The following is a 14,953-nucleotide window of genomic DNA, read 5'->3' as shown; positions in this document are numbered from 1 at the left end:
CAGTGACAGTGAAGGCGGAAGACCGCAAGAAAAAGAAGAAGGCCGAAGAAGGCACCCAGGCTGCGACCGGGGCTACCCGGGCCGCACCGGCCGAGGATCTGGATCCGGGCCGGGAACGACGCCCGTTGGAGTCGTACTTCCAGGAGATCGGCGGCACCCGCACGCTTCGGCGTGAGGAAGAGGTGCTGCTCGCCAAGGAACTGGAAGCGGCCACTCAGCAGCTGCGGGAAGCGCTGTACGCGATCCCGCTTTGCGCGCGACACGTCGTCGGGCGCTGGGACGAACTGCGCGCGCTCTCGCATACGGGCGCGAAGCTCTCCGAATCCGTCGGCGACGAGGAGACGGGGGAGATCGCTGCGCGCGTCGAGCGCGCGGTGAAGCGCCTGCGCACCCTGCTCGCCAATCGCGACAAGGCGCGCAAGAGCGGCCCCCAGAAAGAGCTCATCAAGATCGACGCACGGATCTCGCGTGACATGAAGTCGGCCCAGCTGTCGCTGGCCGTGCTCGCCGAGATGCGCCAGAAATGCCTCGAGCTCGCGCGCGATCTGCGCCGGGCCCGACGCGGCACGAAGCGCTTCAAGGAGCTCGAGGCCGACGCCGAGATGTCGCGGGATGATCTGCTCAAGAAGGTCGGCGCCGTCGAAGACGCGCACGATCGGATGAGCGACGAGAAGAACCGCTTCATCGAGCACAACCTGAAGCTCGTCGTGGCGATCGCCAAGGACTACCGGAACCTGGGCCTGTCCTTCCCGGACCTGATCCAGGAAGGCAACCTGGGCCTGATCCGCGCCGTCGAGAAGTTCGACCACCGCCGTGGTTTCAAGTTCTCGACCTACGCGGTCTGGTGGATCCGCCAGGCACTCGTGCGCGCGATCCAGAACCACTCGCGGACGATCCGTCTGCCCTCTCACGTGCACGACCGGCTGCAGCGCAGCCAGCGCGTGCGCGCCGAGCTCACGGGCAAGCTGGGTCGCGAGCCCACGCCGGCCGAGCTGGCGCCGGAACTCGGAACGGACGCGAGCTCTCTGGAGGCACTCGACGTGCTCAGCCGCGAGGCGATCTCGCTCGAGTCGTCGGTGGCCGGCACCGAGAAGCGGCTCGAAGACTTCGTCGCGGATCCCACGTCGTCTGCACCGGACAACGGTCTCGACGGCGAGCGCATGCGTTCGGGCGTCGGCTACCTGATCGGTGCGCTGACGTCGCGGGAGCAGCTGATCCTGCGCCTGCGCTACGGCCTGGGCGGCGAGGAAGAGCACACCCTCGAGCAGATCGGTCAGTCGCTCGGTCTGTCGCGCGAGCGCGTGCGTCAGCTCGAGGCACGCGCCCTGAAGAAGCTGCGCGAGACCCTACCCGCGCAGAATCTGCACCCGATCCTCGAGCCCTAGCGCTCGCTGGCCGGAGCCGAAGGCCAGAGTCTCTCGATAGCGGCGTCTCCACCTCGGTGGAGGCGCCGTTTTCGTTCGGCCGCCGCAGGGCACTACGCTCGCGCGTCAGGCCCAGTGCAGCCAAGCGAGGAACGCCGCTCCCGCCACCCACGTGTAGTACGAGAACACGTGGAAGGACTGGCGGCGCAGCATCGCGACGAACAGCCAGATCGCGGCGACGCCGGCGACGCCGGCTGCCGCACTCCCGACCACCAGTGGCCATACCGCCTCGGCGGCCACCTGGGTGAGCTCATCGAACTTCGTGACGGCGGCGCCCAGGATGGCGGGCACGCTCATCAAGAACGAGAACTCGGCGGCCGCCGCGGGGCGAATTCCCAGACCGAGGGACATCGCCACGGTCGACCCGCTCCGCGAGATTCCGGGAACGATCGCAAAGGCCTGGGCGCAGCCGATCCACCAGGCCGACAGCCAACCGGGTTCGGGGTGCTCGGCGCGGGGCAAGGTCCAGCGCGTGGTCCACAGGATCCCGCCCGTCACGAGCAGCGCGATGCCCGCTACGGCAGGGCGGTCGAAGAGCGCCTCGAGGAAATCACCGGCGAGGAGCACCAGGATCACCGCCGGCAACGTCGCGACCGCCAACTTTCCGCCGTACTCGAGCGCCTCGCGACGGCCGCGCAGCGCATCGACGACGAGACCGGCAACGCGACGCCGATAGAAGACGAGCACGGACACCAGGGTGGCGACGTGCACGGCCACCTCGAAGACGACCCCGGTCTCCTCGAGACCCAACAGGGCCTGACCGATCACGAGATGGCCCGAGCTCGAGACCGGGAAGAACTCGGTGAGCCCTTGGATGATGCCCAGCCAGAGCGCCTCGAGCGGCGTCACGTACGCGACCCACCCGGTGCGACGAGATTGCTCGCTCGCGACACCTCTTTCCCCCCGACGGATCGTATCCAAAGGCCTTCGCAGCCGCCCGACAACCGGGCGAATCTGCTAGACCATGCCCGGTTCGCATCGGTCGCGGGGGAATCCACCTTGATCATCGCCTGCCTCGATCTGGAAGGGGTCTTGATCCCCGAGATCTGGATCAACGTCGCCGAGCGCGCCGGCATCGACGCCCTGCGCATCACCACGCGCGACGAGCCCGACTACGACGTGCTGATGCGCAAGCGGCTCCAGATCTGCGAGGAGCACGGTCTGGGCCTGCCCGACATCCAACGCGTGATCGGTGAGCTGTCTCCCCTCGAAGGTGCACCGGCCTTCGTCGACTGGCTTCGCGAGCGCTTCCAGGTCGTCATCCTCTCGGACACCTTCTACGAGTTCGCGGCACCGCTGATGGCCCAGCTCGGCTACCCCACCCTCTTCTGCCACCGCCTGGTGGTCGACGGAACCGGACGGATCACCGACTACCGGCTTCGGCAGCAAGACCAGAAGCGGTGCGCGGTCGAGGCGTTTCACGGCCTCAACTTCAAAGTGATCGCCTCGGGCGATTCGTACAACGACACGTCGATGCTCCAGGCCGCCGACGCAGGAATCCTGTTCCGGCCCCCGGACAACGTGATCGCCGAGTTTCCCCAGTTCCCGGTGACTCGGACCTACGACGAACTCCGCGCCGAGTTCCTGCGCGGACAGGAGCGATGCGCCTCCTGAGGGCAGCCTCCTGCGTTCTGGTCGCGACCGTCGCCGCGGCCTGCGCAGACTCCGAGGAAGCACCAGCGCCCGAGTCCTTCGGAGGAGGCGACGCAAGAGCGGGCGCGGCCCACTACCGGATCTATTGCGCCACCTGCCACGGGGAAACCGGCTGCGGCGACGGCCCCCTTTCGGCCAGCCTCGACCCGAAGCCGGCGAAGCACTGCGACGGGGAGTACATGAACGCCCTGTCCGACGATCACCTGTTCACGGTGGTGAAGGAGGGTGGCCAGGCCGCCGGTAAGTCGGCGCAGATGGCGGCCTGGGGCGGCAGCCTGAGCGACGCCCAGATCATCGACGTGATCGCGTTCATGCGCTCCGTCGCCGACCCGCCGTACCAGGCTCCGTAGTCGCAACGCGCCGAGGCGCGCTTCAGCTCGGCTCGCGCTCGCCGGCAAACCGGGTGCGGTCCACCTTGAACATTCGCCGGCCGTCGGGACTCCCCGGCTGGTAGGTGATCACGAGTGCGCGGCGGAGCGCATCGGAACGGTTGGACTCGGACCCGTGCACGGTGTGCGGACTGAAGAAGATCGCGCTGCCGGCGGGCATCGCCGCGGGCACCTGGTCCTCGAGATCAAAGGCGGTGGGGTCGGTGAAGAGCGGGCCAAGGCGCCCCTCTCCTTCCCGTCCGGGCAGCAGCCCTCGCCGATGGCTGCCCCGAATCACCCGAAAGCAGCCGTTCTCCTCGTCGGCGTCATCGAGGGCGACGAGCACGTTCGGCAGCCGATCCAGCTCGGGAGCAAAGTGCGCCCAGTACGGCGAGTCCTGGTGCCAGCCGAAACCCGACCCCTCGCGCGGACGCTTCAGGTTCAGCTTGTCGGTGTAGAGGCAGACGCGCTCGTCCCCGATCAGGTCGCGCATCGGTTCGACGAGACGCGGATCATCGATCAGCCGGTTCATCGTGTCGTCGAGGTGATGGAAGGGTTCGATCACGCGGATCGTCTTGGAGCCCGGCGTGTGTTCGAGCTGCACCGTCGAGCCGCCGGCTTCGTGGTAGACGTTGCCGTCGATCGCGTACACGTCCTCGGAACGCTGCATGGCCTGTTCGGCCAGCTTCACGCACCGCTCGGCGGCCCCACGCAGTTCGTCCAGCTCTTCGGGTCCGAACAGGCGCTCGCGCACGAAGAAGCCGTCTTCGCGCCAAGCGCGGCGCTCTGCGGCGGTCAGGCGTTCCGGTGCAGTCGGCTTCTGGGGCGGACGATCGGGAATCACGGGGCTCCTCGGCACCCGGCCCGGGTGCGAAAAGGCGGAGTCTCGGATCCCGACGGGCTCCGTGCAAGGCAGCGCGATCCCGCGGGAAACGCCTCCAGACGTCGGGTTTTACGCAAGTTTCACAGCCCCCACGCTGCAGCCCGCCGAACCGGCCCCTAGGGTTCGGTCGCTCGTCAAGGAGGACCCGTGGCATCTGCAGCTGGACCGGAACTCGAGGCTCCCACACCGCTCTCGGAAGCGGAGGGTTGGTGGACCCGCCAGGATTGGCCGGCGGTCATCGTGTACTGGGGTCTCCACGCGGCAGCGCTCCTCGCGCTCTACGTCGCTTCGGGGCCCCTGGAATGGACGCTCCTCGGCGTGACCTTCTACGCGCGGTTGTTCGGCATCACCGGCGGCTACCACCGCTACTTCGCCCACAAGAGCTACCGCACCAGCCGCGCCTTCCAGTTCGTGTTGGCCCTGGTCGCCTGCTCGGCCACTCAGAAAGGGCCGCTTTGGTGGGCCGGGCATCACCGCGACCACCACAAGAACGCGGACGGCCCGGGCGACCTGCACTCGCCTCGCGACGGCCTCTACCACGCCCATCAGGGCTGGATCTTCGAAGGGCAGTGGGACGGCACTCCCCTGGACCGGATCGAAGAATTCGCGCGCTACCCGGAGCTCGTGTGGTTGAACCGGAACCACCACGTCCCGCCCTTCGCCCTTGCCATCCTGTGCTTCGCGATCGGAGGCTTCTCCGGGCTCATCTGGGGCTACGTGTTGTCGACCGTGCTGCTCTGGCACGCCACCTACACGATCAACTCGCTGGCCCACGTGTGGGGCAGCCGGCGCTACGAGACGCGCGACGACAGCCGCAACAACTTCTGGCTCGCGCTGCTCACCCTCGGCGAGGGCTGGCACAACAACCACCACCACTTCTGCGCGTCGGCCCGTCAGGGGTTCCGCTGGTGGGAGATCGACGTCACCTACTACGTCCTGCGCGGCCTCGCCGCGGTGGGTCTCGTGTGGGACATCCGCGAGCCCCCCGAGCGCATCGTGTACCCCGAGCGGAGCCCTGCGGCCGGATAGCCGTCAGAACTCTTCGAGCAAGAACACCAGGGCCCAGGTCTGCTCGCGCGACAGCGAGTCGGCCCAGGCCGGCATCATCGTCGGATTGCCCTCGCGGTCGCCACCGCGTTGGATGCGACGAAAGTAGGTGGCGCGGAGGTCGTCACCGGCCAGGAACAGCCCGAACTTCGCGCCGAACCCGCTCCAGTCCCGCGGAGGCTTCTGATCCGGGGGAAGCGGAGCGACCCCTTCGAGGCGACCGCGCGCACCGTGACAGCGGGCGCACTGGTCGCGCCAGACTGCGCGGGCCTCGTCGCGCAACGCAGCATCCCACAGGTCATGGGGCGGCACGCTCTCCGAGAGCTCGGCGTCGCGCGCCCGAGCGGTGTCGACATCGATCCCGAGCTGGGCTGCGCGGTGTGGGTACCAGGACGCGCCCAGGTGAGACGCGACCTCATCGGGCAATGCGTCGGGAACGGAAGCACAGGCACAAAACGAGACCGCCAGAACGACGGCCCGAAGACGCGAGCGGTTCACGGAGTGCATGCCGGCACAAGGTGACACAGCGCGCGCCGCCGTGCGTCGAATATACTGCGGCGGTCGACTGGGGTGAGTGGAAGGCATGCGCACGGGACTCTTGCTGGGACGCGAGCACGAGCTGCTCGATGCGGTGGCATCGGTGTCCGAGGGACCGGTCGCGATCGCCCTCTCCCGGGGTGGCGCGCCGAAGACCTACGACCACCGCGACCCGAACGAAGACGCCTGCGCGTTCGCGAGCACCGAGCACGCCGTGATGCTCGCCGTGGCCGATGGACACTGGGGCGCTGGGGGGGCCGCGTGCGTTCTGGAGCGCCTCCTGGCCGAGCACGCGAAGCGTTGGACCGCACCGAATGCCATCGCCCTGGCCGAGCGCTGGTGGGACGAGGCGCCCGAGGTGGTCGACGACCTGCAACAGCACCTGCTGCGCTCGTCGGACCCGCAGCCAATCGGGCGCACGACCTTGTCACTCTGCGTCGCGCGTCCCGAGGAAGGCTGGCTGCTCGGACTCGCGGTCGGGGACAGTCACCTGTTCCGGATCGAGGACGACCGGGCGCGCGAGCTCTGCCCCCTCCCGGCACGCTCGGACCTGCGCTTTCTCGGCGACGCCACCCTCGATCGCGATGCGCTCTCGAAGGGCATCCGTGCGGTCGTGGAACGGGACGTGTCGGGCGGCGCGCTGCTGCTCGCGACCGACGGACTCTCGGAGACCGGGATCGGCGTCCACGACCCGGTGGGCGCCGCGGCGGAGTGCGCCGTCGCGGCCGAACACGCGCCGAACGCGCTGCGCAGCCTGGAGGGCGCGCGGTGTCTGCTCGAACGTGCGATGGACGCCCACCGCACGAACGCCGCCGGCGACAACATCGCCACCGCCGCGTTCTGGTGGGGGGCCTGAGCGCTCCAACCCGCGGGTCAGGGCCGCGGGTCAGGGGGCGGGCGTGCCGGGGGCGGGCCCGCTGGACACCGCCGGCGGCGGGTCGGCGACCTCGTCGAAGCGCACCTCGCCGAGCGGGCAGTAGCTCGTGAACTCCATCCAGCCGAGGCTGCGGGCGCGTACCCAACCCACGGCGTTCACGTAGCCACTCGCCCGATCGTAGGGGCGCGGGGCCACCCGGGTGCAATTCGGCTCACTGCCGTCGCAGTGGGGATACAGGGCGTGCCCCCAGCGCTCTTCCATCGGCATGTAGCCAGCGGCGCGTCCGGTCGCGAGATCGATCTCGATCGACGCCTCGACACGCGGCGACCAGGCGCCGAGCCCCGTGCTGCGTTCGAGGATTCCCTCGAGCAACGCGGACACGACTTCACCGCTGACGACGTCGATCACCCAGCGAAACTCGCCGAAGCTGCCGGGGACCGGATCCTCCGCAGCGAGCACACCCTCCATCGCGGCACCGGAGATGCGGATCTCGACCTGCCCCGGCTCTGCGCCCGGCGACAGCCACGCCTTCACCGGCGGCCCCCAGCTGGCCTGCAGCCGGCCCGGAGCGTCGGCCGCCGAGTTCTCGAAGCGCACTTCGATCGCGCGCGGGCGCGGGTCCTCGAGGTCCACCGGCAGCGCGCGGACCCCGGCAGGCGCAAGCCACATCCCGAGTGCCGTCAGGGCACCGATCACGCACGCGGCTGCCCGACGCCCATGGCGCCTCGCCGGCGCATTTCGCGCCAGAGGTTGGGGGGGAGCGATCCGCATGTTCCGCCTAGTCAGTGGCCCCGTCGCCCTTCCACGTTACGACGCGGCGCAGCTCGAGAGCAAGCGTCTCGCAAGGCACGCGCCCAATGCGACGCGTCACGCAACCCACCGGCAACGAGAGTCAGACGCTCCTGACCATCTCCGTGACCGCGTCGGCGATCGCCAGGGATGCCGTGAGGCCCGGTGACTCGATGCCGATCAGATTGACGAACCCGGGCAAACCGCGCGCCGACTCTTCCGCGAGAACGAAATCGCGAACGCCCTCGCCCGGGCCGGACAGCTTGGGTCGGAGGCCCGCGAAAGCGGGCACGAGCCACGCATCCTCCAACGCCGGGAGGTAGCGCCGCAGCGCTCCACCGAAGGCGCCCGCTCGAGACGCGTCGACGCCGTAGTCGAGCGTGTCCACATAGTGGGCGTCGGGACCGAAGCGAACGCCGCCGGCCAGGTCGAGGGTGACGTGGACACCGAGCCCGGCGCCGGTGGGGACGGGATACAGCAGCCGCGACACGACGAGCGCATCGCGTCGCGCGAGCGCGAAGTAGTCCCCCTTACACCAATACAGGCGATAGCCCGCGGCATCGAGATCGATTCCAGCCAGCGCCGCCACGCGATCGCTGAAGAGTCCCGCGGCGTTGACGACGCAGGCTGCCGAGACGCGCTCGGTACCGTGGGCCTCCGAATGCACCTCGAGGCGGTACCCCGCCGAGACGCGTTCGATGCCGCGCACCTCCCGTTCGAGCAGCCACACCGTCCCCAGGGACTCGCTCTCCGCCACGAGCGCCGCACACAGGGCGTGGCTGTCGACGATTCCGGTCTCCGGAGATTCCAGCGCTGCGATACATGCGAGGGACGGCTCGGCACGACGCTCCGCCTCCCCAAGGAAGCGCAGACCGGGGACGCCGTTCTCGGTCCCGCGCGCGCGCAGGTCCTCCAGCACGGCATGCTCGTCGGCGTGGGTCGCGACGATCCACTTGCCGAGCTTTCGATGCGGCACACGACGCTCGGCGCAGAACGCGTACAACGCTTCGCGCCCCGACACACAGAGCCGGGCCTTCCACGATCCGGGCGGGTAGTAGATGCCCGCGTGGATGACTTCGCTGTTGCGGGACGAGGTCTCGAGTGCGAAGGCCTCGCGGCGCTCGAAACCCATTACCGCGAGACCGCGACGTGCGAGACCGGCAGCGACCGCGGCACCGACCACGCCTCCGCCGATCACGACCGCGTCGCAGTCGCGTTGCACCCGGCCCTCGGACTAGAGGTCGCGCCCGAAGGCTTCGCGGTAGCGCTCGGCCGCAACGGCCGCGTCGTACTGCAGCGCCTGGGCGCCTTCTTCCTCGACCTGCCACGAACCGAGCAGGCCGCCGAGACGACCGGCGACGTCGAGTGACTTGCCCGCGGCCAGCGCGTGCAGGAAACCGGCGCGGTAGGCGTCGCCGCAGCCGGTCGGGTCGACCACCTTCCGCGCCTTCACCGGCTCGAACTGTAGCGTCTCGTCCCCGGTGCGGATCTCGGACCCCTCGGACCCCTTCGTGATGATGACGCTCTCGCACCGCGCCTGGATCTCCGCCTCGGAGCGGCCGGTCTGCTCGAGGGTGAGCTTCCATTCGTAGTCGTTCACGAAGTAGCCGGCAGCGCCATCGATCAGCTCGAGCAGCTCTTCGGCCGAGAGGATCGGCAGGCCGTGACTCGGGTCGATGTAGGTCGGAACGCCCTGCGCCTTTAACGCGCGGGCGTGTTCGAGCATCGCCTGCTTGCCGTTCGCCGACACGATGGCGAGCTCGACGGGTTCCTTGACGTCTTCGACGCGCGCCTCGTGCGCCCGCGCCATCGCCCCTTCGTAGAACGCCCAGATCTGGCAATCCTCGCGGTCCGTCGTCACGAAGCCCTGGGCAGTGCGCACGTCGTCCAGCACCGCGACCGCGTCGCGGCGCACGCCGTGTTGATCGAGCCAGGCCGCGTAGGGACCGAAGTCGGAGCCCACCGTCGCCAGTACCAGCGGGTCCGAGCCCAACTGCCGGAGATGAAACGCGATGTTCCCGGCGACGCCGCCGTAGTGGGTCTCGAGGCTGGTGATGTTGAACGACACGTTCAGCGCATGCACCTGATCGGGCAGGATGTGGCTCGCGAAACGGTCGGGAAACACCATGATGTGATCGAGAGCCAGAGAGCCGGAGACGAGAATCGACACGAGAGTCCCTTCTGTGGAGTGGTCGGGCCGCCTGCGACGACGGGCACGGCGGTGGCGGCAGACGGAGCGTGATTCGGCGCGGCCGGACCGGCAGTCGTGTCGGTGAGATCGGCCGTCGGACACCCGGCGCGCGGCGCGACCGGCGTACGGCCGGTCGCCGCGTACGCGGCAGCGGGAGGGGTAGCGGCGCCCAGGACCGCTGTCGAGGCGGTACCATCGCGCCATGGAATCGCTGCGTGTGGCCGTGCTCCTCTCGGGGGAGGGAACCAGCCTCGAGAATCTCTTCGAGCACGTCGACGCCGGTCTGCCGGCGCGCGTCGAGGTGGTGATCGCGTCGAAGGCCAGCGCCGGGGGGTTGGCGCGGGCCGAGCGTCGCGGCGTGCCGGCTCGGGCGGTCCCCCGCCGAGACCACACGGACGTGGCGCGCTTCAACGACGCCCTGCACGCGGTGCTGGCCGAGTACGAGGTCGACCTGGTCCTGCTGCTGGGCTTCCTATCGCCCTTCGAGCTGCGCGAGCGGTTCGCGGGCCGGGTCATCAACGTCCACCCGGCCCTGATCCCGGCCTTCTCGGGCAAGGGCTTCTACGGCCATCACGTCCACGAGGCGGTGATCGAAGCCGGCGTGAAGGTGTCCGGCGCCACCGTGCATTTCGCCGACGACGCCTACGACCGGGGGCCGATCATCCTGCAGCGGGCGGTCGAAGTGGGCGAGGAGGACACGGCGGATTCGCTGGCGGCGAAGGTCCAGGCCGTCGAGCGCGCGCTGGTCCCCGAGGCCGTGCAGTTGTTCGCCGAGGGGCGGCTCACCGTCGAGGGGCGCCGGGTTCGCATCAAGGCCCGCTCCTAGCGCAGAGCCAGACCGCGCTTCGCGCCCGCGAAATCGACGTGCGGCGACGGATTTCTGCTTGCCGAAAGGCGAAAACAAGACGAAAATAAGCATCCCCGATGTCCCCCTCGGCTCCGGCGCAACACCGCGCGGGGCTCGCCCCGGCACGTCCGGGCCTGGCCCGTCTGCTGCGAGATCTCGGTCCCGCTCTCGAGCGAGGATCGCGCCACATCTCTCCGGCCCAGCCCGAGAGCGACGCTCTCACCACGGGAATTCCCGCCTTCGACGCCCTGCTCGGCAATGGCCTCGCGCCGGGCTCCCTGGCGGAACTCAGTGGTCCCCCGTCGTCGGGACGCACGTCGCTGGCCTGGGCGCTCTTGGCCCGCGCGACCCGGGCGGGCGAACTCGTCGGGCTCGTCGATCCCGGCGACGCCTTTCACCCCGCCTCCGCCGACGCTCTGGGGGTGCAACTCGAGCGCGTGCTGTGGGCGCGTCCTCCGGGCCCTCGCGAAGCCCTGCGCTGCTGCGAGCGCCTGCTCCGCGCGCGCGGCTTCGCGCTCGTGGTGCTCGATGCCACCCACACCCAACGAGAGTCCGCCCACCTCTGGCAACAGCAACCCACCGCCACCTGGCAGCGCCTCACCCGCGCCGCTTCGGCGAGCGGCTCGGCACTCCTGGTGCTCTCGCAGCAACGCATCGCAGGACGCTTCGCCGACTTCGCCCTTACCCTGCAGCCCACGAGCACCCGCTTCGGTGGTGCGCGCCCACTCTTCGAGGGGCTCGAGATCGAAGCCGTGGCGTCTCGCCAGCGTCGAGGGCCACCCGCGCGTCCCGCCCGTGTCCTGCTCTCGGTCTCCTCGACCCGCGGCACCTGAACATGCGCATCGCTTGCTTGCGCGTCGCCGACCTTCCGCTGGCCGCCGAGCAACGGGCCCACCCCGAGCGCATCGAGCCACGCTTCGCCGTGGCGACGGGAACCCAACCGCGCGCCGAGCTCATCTCGGTATCTCGCGCCGCTGCGCAGGAAGGCGTGCGACGTGGCATGAGCGTGGCCCACGCCCGGAGCGTGTGCGCTTCGCTCGAGCTGCGCGTGGCCTCTCCGGCTCTCGACCAGGCCACACGCGAAGCCTTGCTCGACGCCGCGTTCGCCTGCGCTCCCCGCGCCGAACTCGTCCCGCGCGGCAGTGGATTCTTCTCGGAAGAGGCCGTCGTCTTCGTCGATGCCTCGGGGACCGGATCCCTGTTCCGCAGCGAACGCGGTTTCGCGACGGCCCTCGCCGCGGCCGCGCGCAGGCTCGGCCTGGCCGCCGACGTGACCGTGGCTTCGTCGCGCACCGTCGCGCTGCTCGCCGCGCGTCAGCTCTCGCTGCCGACCGCCTCTTCGTCCTCCGAGGAGCCGGCCGAGCGCGTGCTGTGTCTGGTCGAAGCGCAGGAAACGAGTTTCCTGGCGCCGCTCCCCATCGACCTGCTCGACCCCGAAGACGCCGTCGCCGAAACGTTGACACAGTTCGGAGTACGTCGGATCCGCGACCTGCTACGACTGCCTCGACGCGGACTCGCCACGCGAATCGGCGCGCCTGTCTTGCGCCTGATCGCCGAGGCCCAGGGGAAGGCCACCGACCCTCCCCTGCCCGAAGCGCACGAGACCGCACTGCGCGAAGCGCTCGATCTCGAATACCCCGCCGGACGACTCGAACCCCTGCTCTTCGTCCTGCAGGGATTGCTGTCCCGTTTGATCGAACGCCTGGATGCGCGCCATCTCGGCTGCGGCGATTGGCAACTCGAGCTCGTGTTCGAGGATCAGGGTCGCGACGTCCGCCAGATCGGTGTCGCGGCCCCCACCCAGGATCTGCGGGTCCTGATGCGGCTCGTGCATCAGAGCCTCGAATCACGCCCTCCCACGGCACCCGTCGCGTCCGTCTCCCTCGAAGCGCGCGGGCTTCCCCTGTGCCGGGATCAGCTCGATCTGTTTCGGCCTGCGGGTCCCGCTCCCGCCGTGCTGGGCGAAACCCTCGCGGCCCTGCAGAGCCTGTGTGGAGAAGCCCGGGTCGGACGCCCCGTTGCCTCGGACACCCACCACCCCGATCGCTACGCGCTCGAGGAATTCGCACCCCCTAAGGCGCAAAGCGACGAGAAGAGCGCTGGCGCGTTCACTGGGGGTCTGGCCCTACGGGCTTTCCGCCCACCCCTCCGGGTGCAGGTGCAGCTACAGGCCGACACCCCCGTCCGCATCCGCAGCAGCATCGCCAACGGGCGTGTCGTGCGATGCGCGGGCCCCTGGCGTACCACGGGCGGCTGGTGGTCCCCCGAAGGACGTTTCGCCTTCGACAGCTACGACGTCGAGACCGAAGACGGCTGGGTCGTGCGCCTGCGCTTCGACCACCGGGAACGCGCGTGGCAGATCGACGCCGTCTACGACTGAAGCGGCTCGGCTGACTGGCCGTCCCAGCTTTGGCTATACACTCGTCGCCTCGCGTCCTACGTGACGATGGCCCCATTTCGGAGGACCCCCCTTTGCCGGATAGCCCGCTCCGCCCCCAGCCCGATGACCGCCTCGCCTTCTTTCGAGGCTTCCTCCAACGCCCCATGGAAGTGGGCTCCATCATTCCGAGTTCGCGGTTCCTGGAGCGGAAGATCACGGAAGCCGTGCGTGCCGACAGCGCGAAGCTGCTCGTCGAGCTCGGTCCCGGCACCGGCGGAACCACCCGCGCCCTGCTGCGCGCCATGGGACCCGAAGCGCGCCTGCTCGCCATCGAGATCAACCCGGGCTTCGTGGAAGTGCTCTCTCGCTGGCCCGACAAGCGCTTGATCGCGCACGAAGGCAGCGCCACCGACATCCGCGGCATCCTCGAGAAGCTCGAGCTTCCCGCCCCGGACGTCGTCGTCTCCGGCATTCCCTTCTCGACCATGACGCGTCCCCTGGGCCGCGACATCCTGCGCTCCGTGCACGACGCGCTCGCTCCCGATGGCGCCTTCGTCGCCTACCAGGTGCGCGACCGGGTCCACGCCCTGGGCCGCGAGGTGTTCGGCCGGGCTGCAATCAAGCGGGAGCTACGCAACGTCCCGCCGATGCGCGTCTACCGCTGGGAAAAGCAGGCGGCCTAGTCGCTCGGGTCCGCTCCCCGCTTCTGCTGGTGCGAGAGTCCCGCGCGTGAGGCGTGTCGGGCGTCTCCCCGCACCACCGCGCCACTGCCGAAGCGATCCTGGATCGCGTCGAGCGCGCGGTTCAACCGGTCGCGCTGCTCTTTGCGCGGCGACGCGAAGAGCGCGAGCTGTCCCGTGTCCGCGCTCACCAGATTCGTTGCGCCCACGCCCAACAGACGCACGGGCTCCTCGAGTGCGGCGCGCGACAAGAGGCGCGTCGCCGTCTCGGACAGGCAGGCCCCATCGTCGCTGGGTTCGGCCAGCGTGGCACGGCGGGTGAGCAACGGGTAACCGCGCGGCCCGGCGGAGACGCGCCGCGCGAGCTTCAGCTTGAGCACGACGGTGCGCGCGCGCAGCCGGTCTCGGCGCAGACGGCGCGCCACCGACTCGGCGTGGGTGATCAGCGCGGCCTCGAGCACCGACCGGTCCGAGACGTCGTCACCGAAGGTGTTCTCCTCGCTGTAGGACACGGCGTCGCGGTAGGGCTCGACCTCGGAGAGATCGCGACCGCGACCGAGGCGCGAGAGGGCCAGCCCCCAGTCCCCTAGCTGGGCTTCGAGCCTTGTCGGGTCCGCGCGCACGAGATCGCCAATCGTGCGAAAGCCCGCCGTCACCAGGCGTTGCTCGGCGACCGGCCCCACGCCCCAGATGCGACGGACGGGCAGGGGCTCGAGGAAGGCGGCGACGCCCCCTCGCTCCACTTCCAGCAAACCGTCGGGCTTCGCGAGATCGCTGGCGATCTTCGCGACCATCTTCACCGGCGCGATCCCCACCGATACGGGTAGGTCGGTCTCCTCGCGCACCGCCTGACGCAGCGCCTCTCCGACCGCGCGCGCCGGCCCCCACAGGCGCTCGGTGCCGGTGAGGTCGAGGAATGCCTCGTCCAGGGAGAGCCCCTGCACGACGGGCGTGAAGCGCCGGAAGATCTCGAAGATCCGCTTCGACTCGGCGGCGTAGCGTCCCATCGAGCCGCGCACGAACACGAGGTCCGGACAGCGCCGCTTCGCCTCCACACTCGGCATCGCCGAATGAACGCCGTAGCGACGCGCTTCGTAGCTCGCCGCGGAGACGACGCCCCGGTTGCCGTCCCCTCCGACGGCGACCGGACGACCGCGCAACTCCGGGTGGTCGCGCTGCTCGACGGATGCGTAGAAGGCATCCATATCGGCGTGGAGCACGACGCGTTCGCGGTCCATGTCCGCAGAATGGCACACCCGCGTCGCGCCGGGTTCGCC

At 69.7% G+C, this 14,953-nt stretch carries 16 protein-coding genes; 9 read left to right on the top strand and 7 right to left on the bottom strand.

The window, feature by feature from the left end:
• Positions 1-2 precede the first annotated feature (2 nt).
• Positions 3-1,385 (top strand): sigma-70 family RNA polymerase sigma factor, encoded by a 1,383-nt coding sequence (locus AAF430_03365; protein MEM7409259.1) that lies wholly within the window; start codon positions 3-5, stop codon positions 1,383-1,385.
• A 105-nt stretch (positions 1,386-1,490) separates the two neighbouring features.
• On the opposite strand, the gene AAF430_03360 is transcribed toward AAF430_03365, so the two are convergent.
• Positions 1,491-2,273 carry an undecaprenyl-diphosphate phosphatase gene (locus AAF430_03360; protein ID MEM7409258.1) on the bottom strand — a complete coding sequence of 261 codons (783 nt, stop codon included), beginning with the start codon at positions 2,271-2,273 and terminating at the stop codon, positions 1,491-1,493.
• Between the two features lie 150 nt (positions 2,274-2,423).
• Here AAF430_03360 and thrH point away from each other — a divergent pair, with 150 nt between their 5' ends.
• Both thrH and AAF430_03350 read left to right on the top strand, forming a co-directional pair.
• On the top strand, positions 2,424-3,038 hold the full coding sequence (gene thrH, locus AAF430_03355) for a bifunctional phosphoserine phosphatase/homoserine phosphotransferase ThrH (GenBank protein MEM7409257.1): 615 nt from the start codon (positions 2,424-2,426) through the stop codon (positions 3,036-3,038).
• Positions 3,026-3,427 (top strand): cytochrome c, encoded by a 402-nt coding sequence (locus AAF430_03350; protein MEM7409256.1) that lies wholly within the window; start codon positions 3,026-3,028, stop codon positions 3,425-3,427. The genes thrH and AAF430_03350 overlap by 13 nt, the downstream gene beginning before the upstream one ends.
• Before the next feature lie 22 nt (positions 3,428-3,449).
• On the opposite strand, the gene AAF430_03345 is transcribed toward AAF430_03350, so the two are convergent.
• Entirely contained in the window at positions 3,450-4,289 is an 840-nt protein-coding gene (locus AAF430_03345; GenBank protein MEM7409255.1) for a phytanoyl-CoA dioxygenase family protein, read from the bottom strand.
• Between the two features lie 186 nt (positions 4,290-4,475).
• On the opposite strand from AAF430_03345, the gene AAF430_03340 reads away from it, so the two are divergent.
• Positions 4,476-5,357 (top strand): acyl-CoA desaturase, encoded by an 882-nt coding sequence (locus tag AAF430_03340; protein ID MEM7409254.1) that lies wholly within the window; start codon positions 4,476-4,478, stop codon positions 5,355-5,357.
• Positions 5,358-5,360: 3 nt separating this feature from the next.
• Here the strand turns inward: AAF430_03340 and AAF430_03335 are convergent, their stop codons facing one another.
• On the bottom strand, positions 5,361-5,882 hold the full coding sequence (locus tag AAF430_03335; GenBank protein MEM7409253.1) for a c-type cytochrome: 522 nt from the start codon (positions 5,880-5,882) through the stop codon (positions 5,361-5,363).
• Positions 5,883-5,958: 76 nt separating this feature from the next.
• Here AAF430_03335 and AAF430_03330 point away from each other — a divergent pair, with 76 nt between their 5' ends.
• Positions 5,959-6,768: a protein phosphatase 2C domain-containing protein gene (locus tag AAF430_03330; protein ID MEM7409252.1), complete on the top strand. Its 810-nt coding sequence runs from the start codon at positions 5,959-5,961 to the stop codon at positions 6,766-6,768.
• A 30-nt stretch (positions 6,769-6,798) separates the two neighbouring features.
• Here AAF430_03330 and AAF430_03325 read toward each other — a convergent pair whose 3' ends face one another.
• The 3 genes from AAF430_03325 to AAF430_03315 form a co-directional block, all read right to left on the bottom strand.
• Entirely contained in the window at positions 6,799-7,485 is a 687-nt protein-coding gene (locus AAF430_03325) for a hypothetical protein (protein ID MEM7409251.1), read from the bottom strand.
• A 196-nt stretch (positions 7,486-7,681) separates the two neighbouring features.
• Entirely contained in the window at positions 7,682-8,800 is a 1,119-nt protein-coding gene (locus AAF430_03320; GenBank protein MEM7409250.1) for an NAD(P)/FAD-dependent oxidoreductase, read from the bottom strand.
• Between the two features lie 12 nt (positions 8,801-8,812).
• Entirely contained in the window at positions 8,813-9,748 is a 936-nt protein-coding gene (locus AAF430_03315) for a carbohydrate kinase family protein (GenBank protein ID MEM7409249.1), read from the bottom strand.
• 223 nt (positions 9,749-9,971) lie between these two features.
• On the opposite strand from AAF430_03315, the gene purN reads away from it, so the two are divergent.
• From purN to AAF430_03295, 4 genes are all read left to right on the top strand, one after another.
• Positions 9,972-10,595, top strand: a complete 624-nt coding sequence (gene purN / locus AAF430_03310) for a phosphoribosylglycinamide formyltransferase (protein MEM7409248.1) — start codon at positions 9,972-9,974, stop codon at positions 10,593-10,595.
• Between the two features lie 98 nt (positions 10,596-10,693).
• Positions 10,694-11,449: a hypothetical protein gene (locus tag AAF430_03305; protein ID MEM7409247.1), complete on the top strand. Its 756-nt coding sequence runs from the start codon at positions 10,694-10,696 to the stop codon at positions 11,447-11,449.
• Positions 11,450-11,451: 2 nt separating this feature from the next.
• Positions 11,452-12,996 (top strand): DNA polymerase Y family protein, encoded by a 1,545-nt coding sequence (locus AAF430_03300; protein ID MEM7409246.1) that lies wholly within the window; start codon positions 11,452-11,454, stop codon positions 12,994-12,996.
• Between the two features lie 164 nt (positions 12,997-13,160).
• Entirely contained in the window at positions 13,161-13,679 is a 519-nt protein-coding gene (locus AAF430_03295; GenBank protein MEM7409245.1) for a methyltransferase domain-containing protein, read from the top strand.
• On the opposite strand, the gene dinB is transcribed toward AAF430_03295, so the two are convergent.
• Positions 13,676-14,914 (bottom strand): DNA polymerase IV, encoded by a 1,239-nt coding sequence (dinB, locus tag AAF430_03290; GenBank protein MEM7409244.1) that lies wholly within the window; start codon positions 14,912-14,914, stop codon positions 13,676-13,678. The two genes, AAF430_03295 and dinB, sit on opposite strands and share 4 nt — an antisense overlap.
• Positions 14,915-14,953 lie beyond the last annotated feature (39 nt).

This window comes from Myxococcota bacterium (assembly GCA_039030075.1).
Taxonomy (GTDB): Bacteria; Myxococcota_A; UBA9160; order UBA9160; family SMWR01; genus JAHEJV01.
Note: the sequence above shows the minus strand (reverse complement) of the source record. Positions and strands in the feature narration are given on the sequence as shown.

Excerpts from the sequence above, each read along its gene's own strand:
- AAF430_03350 (MEM7409256.1), top strand. The coding sequence starts at position 3,026 with ATGCGCCTCCTGAGGGCAGCCTCCTGCGTTCTGGTCGCGACCGTCGCC.
- AAF430_03335 (MEM7409253.1), bottom strand. The coding sequence starts at position 5,882 with ATGCACTCCGTGAACCGCTCGCGTCTTCGGGCCGTCGTTCTGGCGGTC.
- AAF430_03330 (MEM7409252.1), top strand. The coding sequence starts at position 5,959 with ATGCGCACGGGACTCTTGCTGGGACGCGAGCACGAGCTGCTCGATGCG.
- purN (MEM7409248.1), top strand. The coding sequence starts at position 9,972 with ATGGAATCGCTGCGTGTGGCCGTGCTCCTCTCGGGGGAGGGAACCAGC.
- AAF430_03305 (MEM7409247.1), top strand. The coding sequence starts at position 10,694 with ATGTCCCCCTCGGCTCCGGCGCAACACCGCGCGGGGCTCGCCCCGGCA.
- AAF430_03300 (MEM7409246.1), top strand. The coding sequence starts at position 11,452 with ATGCGCATCGCTTGCTTGCGCGTCGCCGACCTTCCGCTGGCCGCCGAG.
- AAF430_03295 (MEM7409245.1), top strand. The coding sequence starts at position 13,161 with ATGGAAGTGGGCTCCATCATTCCGAGTTCGCGGTTCCTGGAGCGGAAG.
- dinB (MEM7409244.1), bottom strand. The coding sequence starts at position 14,914 with ATGGACCGCGAACGCGTCGTGCTCCACGCCGATATGGATGCCTTCTAC.